This is a genomic window from Sphingopyxis sp. 22461, from assembly GCF_052044915.1.
Classification (GTDB): domain Bacteria; phylum Pseudomonadota; class Alphaproteobacteria; order Sphingomonadales; family Sphingomonadaceae; genus Sphingopyxis.
Window position 1 is genome coordinate 1 of the sequence record NZ_JBQENY010000019.1, and the last position, 9,753, is coordinate 9,753.

The following is a 9,753-nucleotide window of genomic DNA, read 5'->3' on the forward strand; positions in this document are numbered from 1 at the left end:
CCCACACTTGGCTGACCGAAATACTGACCAAGCTCGCCAACGGGCATCCCGCCAATGCCGTCCGCAACCTCATGCCCTGGACCGCCGTGGCCTGAAAACATCGCTTACGATCGTGCGGGCCTGACCGATCGTAAAGAACAGCGTCTCGTTGAGCAGCTCGTCGCGCATGCGACCATTGAAGCTCTCGACGAACCCGTTCTGCGTTGCATCATTTGGTGAAGGCTGCGGGTTCTATGACTTTGGTGTAGCGTGGGCTTTACGGTGGGGTTTTCGTTCCCACGCCAGACCGATATCCGTGAGGCGAATTGCGATGTCGGCGATATCGATTTTGTCGGGATCGAAATCGCCGCCCCATTCGAGCATGTCTTCATGCTCGGGATGGTCCGGATCAGCGAGTGCTTCGAGATACTCGGCATAGCCGGGAGACCCACCGACGTCCTCGGGCGGGCATCGGCCGGTGGCGGCGAGGAGCGAGGGGTAGGGAAAGCCCGGCACACGCGCTTCGATCCGTTCGACGGTGACGGCATGGTCCCAATAGTCGCCAAAATCATAGATATAGCGGAAGGTTTTGCCGCCGCAGTCGTCGATCGCGGAGCGCAGGGTGGTCTTGCGGGCATCATTCATGCTGGAAAGATAGTCGGGATCGGGAATGCCGAAGGCGGCGTCGCCGGCGAAACGGAACTCGTAGAGATGGGTGTCGGTCCAGCCCATGGCGATCTGGATGACCGTGTGAAGCCGGTCGAGATTGATCGACAGCGGCACCTCGATCCGGCGCATGACCTTCGGCTCGATATCCCTGAGGACGATCTTGAGGCGGGCGATAAGCGTCATGCGGCGACCTGAAGTGCGGGCTGGCGTGTCCGCCATCCCCGGGAGAGAAGCTCGTGGGGACGGTTTTGCGCGATGCTCGCGATGCGGTCAAGGACGTCGGCGAGCCAGACCTGCGGGTCGATATCATTGAGCTTGGCGGTGACGATGAGTGAATAGAGATCGGCGGCGCGCTCACCGCCGCGGTCGGAGCCGGCGAACCGTCATGACTTGCGGTTATGGAAAGGTATGCATAACCGCACGAACGCACTGTTTGCCGGCGCCGACGAGGGCGGCGACAACCGGGCGATGATCGCCACGCTCGTTGAAAACTGCAACACCAGCGGCATGGACCCACACGACTGGATGACCGAGACGCTCAGCAAACTCGCCAATGGTCACCCGGCGAATAACGTTGGGAATCTCATACCCTAGGTCGACGTGGGCTGAGAACAGCGCTTACCTTACGAAGCCGTGACTCGGCCCTGATATGGATAATTTCGTCGCCGAAGATGACTATGAGGAAGAGAAGTTTCCGGACGAAACGTTTTCATCTGAAGAGTTCGCGCTGGGGTCTATCGGGACGTCGGCCTGAAATGTTTCCCCTTCTTTCTGAGGATGAGCGCGGCGCCACCTTAGGCCGACCATCAGGACGAACGGCCAAAATATGGTATTGATAATGTCGAACGTCGTATCGGGGAGCCGCCAGGCACCATGGGCGATCCTGTCAGCGCCCTCTTTCGCGAGCGCAGCGGTTAACACGAACAGAAACGGCGTCCACGTCGCCAATGATCGGCGCGTCAGTATCCGGGCGATGAACAAGATCAACATCCCGCCGTGCACATGAGCGAGGCTGTCCGACGCACCAGTCATCGCGCCGATTGCGGCGCTGAGCGGCCGATAAAATTCGATAAGGCTCTCCATCGGCGCTCCATGATCCGATGCATCTTAACGTCACGTGGCTAGGGGTTCGTCCGTCCGCACGTTGCTGACTGAAACCGCTCGTTAGCTGACGTTTCGCAAAATCGCAAAATGGCAGCTTACATGCGTTTCGCAAAAGTTTTGGAACGTCAGACGTCAGGCGTATTGTGTTGAAAAACTCTGTCATTGGCTTTGGACACATCGGAGCGAGTGCAAATTACATCATTCCCAGTCGTGACATAATTTTAAATCACTGCCTGGCCTCGCTCGATATGTTTCTTACGCCGGCGACTTGGGCGAGATGCGCCTCCGGAGTTTTTCAACACAGTAAGGCGCATAGGTGTCGCCCTACCGATCACCTCTTGTGCTCCTCCCGTGCGGACATGGCACGCAAAAGGCCGACCTTCGGGTCGCTTCGCCCGAAAGCCGGCCTTTCGACTATCCGCCCGGCTAAGCCGGACGAAACCTCACCATTTGTAGCGCAGCGCCCCCACGACGGTCCGCGACGCGCCGAAATAGCAGCTGTTCGAGAAGAAGCAGGACGAGACATGCTGTTTGTCGAACAGATTCTGTGCGTTCACCGCGACGCTGAGGCCGTCCAGCGCCGGGCTGGCATGCCCGAGGTCGTAGGCGAGCATCGCGTCGAACAAAGTGAAGCTCTTCGTCTTGAACAGTTCGAAGGTCGTCACGCTGTTCACGACCTTGTAGCTCGTCGAGCCGAAAGAGCCGCCAACATAGCGGAAGCCCGCGCCGAGGCTCAGGCCGCCAAGCGGCCCCTCACCCGCCCCGCCGCGGCCGAAATCGTACGACAGGAAGCCCGATGCCTGCCACTCGGGCACGCCGAGCGGGACGGTGCCCGTGGTCGACGGCGTGCCCGTGGTGCCCAGCCGGGTGGGCGTCGGCACCGACGCGGGAACCGCGGGCGCCCCCTGCGTGATCAGCGCATCGGTGTAGGTGCCGGCAAAGATGATATCGAGTCCCGGGCGGAGCTCGCCGCGGGCTTCGAGTTCGACGCCGCGCACGCGCGTTTCGCCGATCTGGATCTGCGAATTCGTCGGACGGCCGCCGGTGCCCGCGAGCGGGTCGCCGACGGGGACATTCTGCCGCTTCAGCTCATAGGCCGACAGCGTGATGAGCGCATTCAGGCCGCGCGGCTGATATTTGAGCCCCGCCTCATACATATTGCCCGTGGTCGGCGAGAAGGGATTGCCGAGATAGTCGGCGCCCGCCTGCGGTTCGAAGGATTCGGTGTAGCTCACATAGGGCGACAGGCCGAATTCGAACTCATAGAGCGCGCCAAAGCGCATCGTGAAGGCGCTTTGCGAGAGCGGCGTCAGCACGCGATTCTTTTTGTTGAGCGTGCGCTGATCATAGGAGTCCCACCGGCCGCTCGCGATCAGGTGGAGCCCGCCGATTTTCACCTGGTCCTGGATATAGATGCCGGTCTGGTCGCGGGTGGTATAGCTGTTGGTGTAGGCGGGCGAGAGCAGCTTCAGGTCGAGGCTGGGGATGCCGACACCATAGACGGGGGCGTAGAGGTTGAGGTTCGGGATGCTCGTCAGCGGGTTGGCGGTCTGCCCGGTGTTGAACTGCTGGAAATTCTCGCCGGTGATACGCAGATAATCGAGGCCGACCAATATGTCGTGCTCGATGCCCGCGGTTTCGAACTTCGCGTTGAAGCTGCTGTCCATCGTCAGCGTGTCGAAATCCTCGTCGGCGCCGCCGCCGCCGCGGATGATCGTGCTGTAATCGGTGTTGATATTGAGCCCGGTGCCCGTCGTCGCAAAGCCGCCGACATAAAGCTGGCGGTAGCTCAGCTTGTTGTTCTGGAACCTGACGTTCGAGCGGAACGCCAGATGTTCGTTGAACTCGCGCCGGAACAAGAGCGCGACCGACTTCTGTTTGTGGTCATAGACCTCATAGGCCGGATCGCCGGTGTTGATATGATATTCGACCGGCCCGGCGGGGCTGGGTAGCACGCTGCCATAGGCCGGCACCCCCGAATAGCCGCTCCCCGACGGCGCATGCTGATAGGATGCGATGAGGGTGATGTTCGTCTGGTCGTCGGGCGCGAACGCGATCATCGGGCTGATGTGATAGCGCTCGCTCTCGGTGCGCTTGGTGAAGCCGTCAGCCTTTTGCCACCCGCCGACAAGGCGCACGCGCCACTTGCCCTCGGCATCGAGCGGCTGGTTGATGTCGCCGACGAAGCGCAGGCTGTCATAATTGCCGACCTGCGCCTCGAAACGACCGAAGGCTTCGGCTTCCGGCTTCTTGCTCGACAGGTTGATGAGGCCGCCCGGGGTGCCATTGCCATAAAGGACCGAGGCCGGCCCCTTCATGATGTCGATCTGCTCGATGCGGTTGAAATCGGTCTGCGGGGTCGAATAGGGGCCCGCGATCAGCCGCATGCCGTCGAGGAAAAAGCCGGGCGAAAAGCCGCGCAGAGACATCTGGTCGTAACGCGACACCGTGCCGCCGCGCTGGTTCGCCGCGACGCCGGCGACATAGCCGACCGCCTGGTTGAGCGAGATCGCATTGCGCCGCTCCAGCTCTTCGCTGTCGATCACCGTGATCGTCTGCGCCGTTTCGATCAGCGGGGTTCCCGTCTTGGTCGCCGACGAGACGCTGGCTTCGCGGAGGCCGGTTACGACGATCGTCTCGCCTGCCCCGCCGCTCTCGACCGCGTCTTCGGCGGCCCAGGCGGGCTGCGCGCCCACAAGCATCGCTGCGGCAAGCGCGGCGCGCGACATATTCGACCGCACGACGGCGCGCGAATTCGGCTTCATGATAACCCCTTATTGCTATTGCTACAGATTCGCAGTTGCAGCTAGTCGCATAATCTGTTTAGGGCAAGCCGCAGTCGGACGATTGACGATGAAGGGGAAAATGGCGGGCTCATCTATCGCGAACGGCCGAATGGCTGCGCGGGCATTCACCGCGATCGTCGGCGGCTATGCCGCGACGGCAGGCTTCGTCTCGCTCCTCGCGCGGATCGCACCGATCGACCGCGCCGAGGCGACGATATGGGCGATGACGCTGTCCTTCCTCGTCTATGCCGGCCTCATCCTCTGGGCCTTCCATGAAACGCGGCTTGCGCGCGTCACGGCCGCCATCTGGGGCCTCGCCTTCGGGTCGGTCGGATGCCTGTGGCTGCTGGGACCGGCGCTATGAGCAAAGCGGCATCGAACGCGGCGACGGGCGTTCGCCAGTCGATGGCGTGGATTCACGGCTGGCTCGGGCTGCTCGCGGGCTGGATCCTGTTCGCGATGTTCCTCACCGGCACCGCGAGCTATTTCCGGCCCGAAATCACGCGCTGGATGCAGCCCGAGATCGACCTGCGCCCGGTCACGGCCGCGACCGCCGCGGACACCGCGGTCGCGCACCTGCAAAAGGTCGCCCCGACCGCCGAGCAATGGTTCATCACCCTGCCCGATGCGCGCACGACCGCAACGCGCATCTTCATTCGCGAACGTCCGAACCCCGATCCGAATGCAAAGCCGGCGCCGCGCCGCGCCGAACTACGGCTCGACCCGGCGACAGGCGAAGAAGTGACGGCGCGCGACACGCGCGGCGGCGAGCATTTCTATCGCTTTCACTTCCAGCTCCAGATTCCGCATCCATGGGGGCGCTGGCTCGCGGGGCTCTGTGCGATGGCGATGCTGACGGCGATCATCTCGGGCGTCATCACGCACAAGCGCATCTTCGTCGATTTCTTCACGCTGCGGTGGAGCAAGGGGCAGCGCAGCTGGCTCGATGCGCATAATGTATCGGCGGTGATCGCCCTGCCCTTTCACGCGATGATTACCTACACCGGGCTGATCACGCTGGTGGCGATGTATATGCCCTGGCCGATCCAGGCGAATTACAAGGACCCGGCGACCTTCGAGGCCGCGGTCTTCGGCGCCGAGCCCGACGCCGAGGCAACGGGGCGCCCTGCCGCGCTGACGCCCGTCGCGCCGCTTATCGCCAAGGCATCCGAAGAATGGGGCGGCGGCCGGCCCGCGACGATGGTTGTTCGCAATCCGAATGACGAGACTGCCACCGTCACCCTGTTCCAGAGCGCGAAGGACCGGCTCAATGCGCGCGGCGGATCGATCGTCTTTTCGGGCGTCGATGGCCGGCGGCTATCGGCATCCCCCCCTCCCGGCCCGGCGGCTGAGACAAGCGGGGTCATGCTCGGTCTGCACATGGGCAGTTTCGCCGGCCCCGTGCTGCGCTGGACCTATTTCCTGCTCGGCCTCGCGGGTACGGCGATGGTCGGCACGGGGCTCATGCTGTGGACGGTGAAGCGCAAGCGTCCGGGCGCAGCGCCCTTCTTCGGAATAAGATTGGCCGAGCGGCTGAACGTCGGCGCGATCGCCTGTCTTCCCGCGGGCATGGCGGCGTTCCTGCTCGCCAACCGCCTGCTGCCGGCGACGCTGCCGGCGCGTGGCGACGTCGAGGTCAGCATCATGTTCTGGAGCTGGTTCGGGCTCGCGGCGCTGGCCTGTTTGCGGCCGATCCGCCGCGCCTGGACCGAAACGCTGGCGATTGCGGCGGTCGCTTTCGTTGCGCTGCCGCTGGTCAACGCGCTCACGACCGATCGGGGGTTTTTCCGGTCTTTCGCGAACGGCGACTGGTTGTTCGTCGCGTTCGATCTCGCGATGATTGCGACGGGCGCGTTGCTTGGCTTCGGCGCCTGGCGGGCCGCGCAAATATCGTTGCGCCCGGCACGGAAACCCCGCACGGCGCCACGCCCCGCCAGTGCCTTGCGCGAGGCCGTCGATGCGCCTTGAGCCTGCGCTTCTTTCCTATGCGGCGCTCGCGTGCCTTGCATTGAGCACCCACCGGTTGCGGCGGGACGTCGCGTTCGAGGGGCTCCCGGCGGTCGCAACCTTGCGCGCCTTCGCCGCGGTGCTGATCATTCTCGCGGCGTGGCGCGCCGTTCATGACTTCGGTCCCTATCAGGGGCCCGTCGCCTTCATCGGCATGGTCTCGATCGCCGGGCTGCCGCTCGTGCTGCTGCTTTCACGCTGGCCGAGGGGCGCACTGGTCACGGGGCTCGCCACCGCGGCGGTGGCGCTTGGCATGTTGATACCGCTCGGCTGACGCTTACCAGCGCAGGAAGCGGGGCAGGATCAGCCGGCCGGCGATCGCCGAGAGCGGCACCGCCGACGCATGCCAGAGCGTGATGTGGACAAGGTCGTCGCTCGAGCACAGCAGCGCGATGATCGTTGCCCCGGCCGCGCCCGCCGCAACCCCGATCACCCAGCCCGCGCGCGTCGGCGACGTCGGTGCACTCGCCCTCAGCCAGAGGAACAGCGCCGCCCCAACGCCCAGCCCCGAAACCACGCCTTGCGCGAGGCAATGTATGTCGAAACCGCGCCGCGCGGTGTCAGCGGGGCCATGCGCATCACCGAAAAACACGAACAGCGCCGCGAGCGGCAACGCCAGCAACGCCCCGACCGCCCAGCGCCAGCCACCATAGTCGCGCCCGACCCCGGGCAGCCCCATGCGCAGCGCGCTCCATACAGCGGCGACACCCGCAGCGGCGAGCAACCAGAAGGCGAGCATCGAAAGCGGCGGCATTACGCCCGTGGCGAGATCGTGCCGCCTCCCGAACAGCCCGACCAGCAAGGCGCCGACGCCCAGCCATCCGACCGCGACCCACAGCGACCCGCGCACGACGCGCCGCGGGCGCACGGGTTTCAGGTCGCTTGCCAAGCCGTCGATCAGATCGTCGATCGATGCGTCCTTCATCTCACTCACTCTCAATCAGTTCGGCGAGCTTTTTGAGCCCCCGATGGATATTCACTTTGACGAGCGATTCGCTCTGCCCCGAAATCTGCGATGCCTCTGCGATCGAGGCGCCCTCGATCTTCACCAGCGTGATCGCCTGCGCCTGCCCCGGCGGAAGCAGCGTCAGCAGATGGTCGATGCTGAGCTTGGCGTGCACCGCCTCGTCCCCGGCGCCGACCGCGGCATCGTTGTCGCCCAGCTCGGCCTCGTCGCGCTGGCGGCGGAGCATGTCGATCCAGCGATAGCGCGCGATCGCCGCAAGCCATGGCAGGAAAGTCCTGCTGCTATCCCATGTCGCGAGCTTGCGATGCATCGACACCAAAGTTTCCTGCACTAGATCGTCGATATGGTGCGGTGCGATCCGCCGCGCGAAGTAGCGCGCGAGCCATTTACGGCAATCGCCGAGCAACGCGCGATAGGCCGCGCGGTCCCCCCGCTGCGATGCGGCCATCAGGCGCGCCAGCGAAGGTTCGTCGATGCTCAATTGGCGGATCCTAATAAAAGCGGATGACGGCGTTTGATGACCTGTTCGCCGATATCCCCGCGAAGGTTACACGAAAAGCGGCACATGGCCGACGGGCAATGATTTGGCAGGATGTCGCGGATAGAATAGGTCCACCCGCGACGGTCGCTGCGCGCGCATGGAGATGATCGAGCAATGAATATTCTACTGACGGGCGGTGCGGGTTATATCGGCAGCCATGTCGCAGCACCGCTCCTGGCAGCGGGCCATCATGTGGTGTGCTTCGACAATCTGTCGAACAGTGACCCGTCGGTTATGGCGCGGCTTGAGGCGATCACGGGCCAGCCGATTCCGCTCGTCCAAGGAGATATCCGCGACGGAGATGCGCTGCGCCGCGTGATGCAGGACCATGCGATCGAGGCCGTCATCCATTTCGCCGGGCTGAAGGCGGTCGGGGAATCGGTTGCCGAGCCGATGAAATATTACGACAACAATGTCCGCGGCACATTGTCGCTGCTCGAGGCGATGGCCGATTGCGGCGCCAAGACGCTCGTCTTCTCGTCGAGCGCCACGGTCTATGGCCAGCCGCAATATCTGCCCCTCGACGAAAATCACCCGACCTCGGCGACCAACCCCTATGGCCGCACCAAGCTGATGATCGAGGAAATGCTCGCCGACGTCGCCGCCGCCGATCCCGATTGGCGGATCGCGATCCTGCGTTACTTCAACCCCGTCGGCGCGCACGACAGCGGGCTGATCGGCGAAAATCCGAACGGCATTCCGAACAATCTGATGCCCTTCGTCAGCCGCGTCGCCGCCGGGCGGCTGAACGAGCTGTCGGTGTTCGGAAACGATTATGACACGCCCGACGGCACCGGGGTGCGCGACTATATCCATGTCGTCGACCTGGCCGACGGCCATGTCGCGGCGCTTGCCGCGATCGCGCAGGCCAACCAGCCGCTGTCGATATGGAACCTTGGCACCGGCCAGGGCTATTCGGTGCTCGACATGGTCGAGGCGTTCGAACGCGTGAACGGCGTCCGCATCCCCTATCGCATCGCGCCGCGCCGCGACGGCGATGTCGCAAGCTGCTTCGCCAGCCCCGACCGCGCCGCGCGCGAACTGGGCTGGACGGCGGAGCGCGACCTCGACGCGATGTGCTCGTCGAGCTGGAATTTCGAGCGCACCCTTGCCGGGCGCAACGCCGACTAGCTCAGCCAGCCAGCAGTCTGCACCAGCACCCACAGGCCGATCACGAGGAACAGGCCCGCAGCGACCTTGCGAACCTTCGCCAGATCGACGCGCTTGAGCAGTTCGTGGCCGAGGAAGATCGCGGGGACGTTGGCGATCATCATGCCGAGCGTGGTGCCTGCGGTGACGGCGACGATGTCGTGATATTGCGCGCCGAGCGCGATCGTCGCGACCTGCGTCTTGTCGCCCATCTCGACGAGGAAGAAGGCGACGAGCGTCGTCAGGAACGCCCCGAACCGTGGCTTCGGCGCGTCATCGTCCTCGAACTTGTCGGGGATCAGCGTCCACGCCGCCATCGCGATAAACGACAGGCCGATTGCATAGCGGAAAACCGGGCTGTCAAGGAAAGCGGCGGCCGATGCGCCGAGCAGCGCCGCCAGCGCATGGTTCGCGAGCGTCGCGACCAAAATGCCGAGAATGATCGGCACCGGGCGATTGAACCGCGTTGCGAGCAGGATCGCGAGCAGCTGCGTCTTGTCGCCGACTTCGGCGAGCGCAACGACGGCGGTCGAGGTGAACAGGGCTTCCAT

The 9,753-nt window shown here is 64.1% G+C and carries 12 protein-coding genes and 2 pseudogenes; 6 read left to right on the forward strand and 8 right to left on the reverse strand.

The window, feature by feature from the left end:
- Positions 1-23 precede the first annotated feature (23 nt).
- Complete coding sequence (locus ACTJI5_RS22210) at positions 24-95, forward strand: hypothetical protein (protein ID WP_440861791.1); 72 nt, start codon at positions 24-26, stop codon at positions 93-95.
- Between the two features lie 7 nt (positions 96-102).
- Here ACTJI5_RS22210 and ACTJI5_RS22215 read toward each other — a convergent pair.
- The 3 genes and pseudogenes from ACTJI5_RS22215 to ACTJI5_RS22225 all read right to left on the reverse strand — a co-directional run.
- Positions 103-219 (reverse strand): annotated as a pseudogene (locus ACTJI5_RS22215) (integrase core domain-containing protein); the annotation flags it as partial.
- Positions 220-231: 12 nt separating this feature from the next.
- Positions 232-831, reverse strand: a complete 600-nt coding sequence (locus tag ACTJI5_RS22220; protein WP_440861743.1) for a plasmid pRiA4b ORF-3 family protein — start codon at positions 829-831, stop codon at positions 232-234.
- Positions 828-1,028: pseudogene (locus tag ACTJI5_RS22225) on the reverse strand (transposase domain-containing protein); the annotation flags it as partial. The pseudogene ACTJI5_RS22225 and the gene ACTJI5_RS22220, both read right to left, overlap by 4 nt.
- 28 nt (positions 1,029-1,056) lie before the next feature.
- Here ACTJI5_RS22225 and ACTJI5_RS22230 point away from each other — a divergent pair.
- Positions 1,057-1,242: a transposase domain-containing protein gene (locus tag ACTJI5_RS22230; protein ID WP_440861744.1), complete on the forward strand. Its 186-nt coding sequence runs from the start codon at positions 1,057-1,059 to the stop codon at positions 1,240-1,242.
- An 81-nt stretch (positions 1,243-1,323) separates the two neighbouring features.
- Here the strand turns inward: ACTJI5_RS22230 and ACTJI5_RS22235 are convergent, their stop codons facing one another.
- Positions 1,324-1,731, reverse strand: coding sequence for a hypothetical protein (locus ACTJI5_RS22235; RefSeq protein WP_440861864.1), 408 nt, complete (start codon positions 1,729-1,731; stop codon positions 1,324-1,326).
- 464 nt (positions 1,732-2,195) lie between these two features.
- Positions 2,196-4,517, reverse strand: a complete 2,322-nt coding sequence (locus ACTJI5_RS22240; RefSeq protein WP_440861865.1) for a TonB-dependent siderophore receptor — start codon at positions 4,515-4,517, stop codon at positions 2,196-2,198.
- 130 nt (positions 4,518-4,647) lie between these two features.
- Between ACTJI5_RS22240 and ACTJI5_RS22245 the strand changes: the two genes are divergently transcribed.
- The 3 genes from ACTJI5_RS22245 to ACTJI5_RS22255 are packed head-to-tail and all read left to right on the forward strand — an operon-like array spanning position 4,648 to position 6,819.
- Positions 4,648-4,902, forward strand: a complete 255-nt coding sequence (locus ACTJI5_RS22245) for an iron transporter (protein WP_440861866.1) — start codon at positions 4,648-4,650, stop codon at positions 4,900-4,902.
- Positions 4,899-6,506, forward strand: coding sequence for a PepSY-associated TM helix domain-containing protein (locus ACTJI5_RS22250; RefSeq protein WP_440861867.1), 1,608 nt, complete (start codon positions 4,899-4,901; stop codon positions 6,504-6,506). The genes ACTJI5_RS22245 and ACTJI5_RS22250 overlap by 4 nt, the downstream gene beginning before the upstream one ends.
- Positions 6,496-6,819, forward strand: a complete 324-nt coding sequence (locus ACTJI5_RS22255; RefSeq protein ID WP_440861868.1) for a DUF3325 family protein — start codon at positions 6,496-6,498, stop codon at positions 6,817-6,819. Before ACTJI5_RS22250 ends, ACTJI5_RS22255 begins: the two co-directional genes overlap by 11 nt.
- A 3-nt stretch (positions 6,820-6,822) precedes the next feature.
- On the opposite strand, the gene ACTJI5_RS22260 is transcribed toward ACTJI5_RS22255, so the two are convergent.
- A complete protein-coding gene (locus ACTJI5_RS22260) occupies positions 6,823-7,470 on the reverse strand; it encodes an NrsF family protein (protein ID WP_440861869.1) in 648 nt (215 codons plus the stop codon).
- Position 7,471: 1 nt separating this feature from the next.
- On the reverse strand, positions 7,472-7,993 hold the full coding sequence (locus tag ACTJI5_RS22265) for a sigma-70 family RNA polymerase sigma factor (RefSeq protein ID WP_440861870.1): 522 nt from the start codon (positions 7,991-7,993) through the stop codon (positions 7,472-7,474).
- Positions 7,994-8,167: 174 nt separating this feature from the next.
- On the opposite strand from ACTJI5_RS22265, the gene galE reads away from it, so the two are divergent.
- Positions 8,168-9,184: a UDP-glucose 4-epimerase GalE gene (gene galE / locus ACTJI5_RS22270; RefSeq protein WP_440861871.1), complete on the forward strand. Its 1,017-nt coding sequence runs from the start codon at positions 8,168-8,170 to the stop codon at positions 9,182-9,184.
- Here the strand turns inward: galE and ACTJI5_RS22275 are convergent.
- Positions 9,181-9,753, reverse strand: coding sequence for a TMEM165/GDT1 family protein (locus ACTJI5_RS22275; RefSeq protein ID WP_440861872.1), 573 nt, complete (start codon positions 9,751-9,753; stop codon positions 9,181-9,183). The two genes, galE and ACTJI5_RS22275, sit on opposite strands and share 4 nt — an antisense overlap.

Coding starts and splice junctions, on each gene's coding strand:
- ACTJI5_RS22220 (WP_440861743.1), bottom strand. CDS start 831: ATGACGCTTATCGCCCGCCTCAAGATCGTCCTCAGGGATATCGAGCCG.
- ACTJI5_RS22230 (WP_440861744.1), top strand. CDS start 1,057: ATGCATAACCGCACGAACGCACTGTTTGCCGGCGCCGACGAGGGCGGC.
- ACTJI5_RS22235 (WP_440861864.1), bottom strand. CDS start 1,731: ATGGAGAGCCTTATCGAATTTTATCGGCCGCTCAGCGCCGCAATCGGC.
- ACTJI5_RS22240 (WP_440861865.1), bottom strand. CDS start 4,517: ATGAAGCCGAATTCGCGCGCCGTCGTGCGGTCGAATATGTCGCGCGCC.
- ACTJI5_RS22245 (WP_440861866.1), top strand. CDS start 4,648: ATGGCTGCGCGGGCATTCACCGCGATCGTCGGCGGCTATGCCGCGACG.
- ACTJI5_RS22250 (WP_440861867.1), top strand. CDS start 4,899: ATGAGCAAAGCGGCATCGAACGCGGCGACGGGCGTTCGCCAGTCGATG.
- ACTJI5_RS22255 (WP_440861868.1), top strand. CDS start 6,496: ATGCGCCTTGAGCCTGCGCTTCTTTCCTATGCGGCGCTCGCGTGCCTT.
- ACTJI5_RS22260 (WP_440861869.1), bottom strand. CDS start 7,470: ATGAAGGACGCATCGATCGACGATCTGATCGACGGCTTGGCAAGCGAC.
- galE (WP_440861871.1), top strand. CDS start 8,168: ATGAATATTCTACTGACGGGCGGTGCGGGTTATATCGGCAGCCATGTC.
- ACTJI5_RS22275 (WP_440861872.1), bottom strand. CDS start 9,753: ATGGAAGCCCTGTTCACCTCGACCGCCGTCGTTGCGCTCGCCGAAGTC.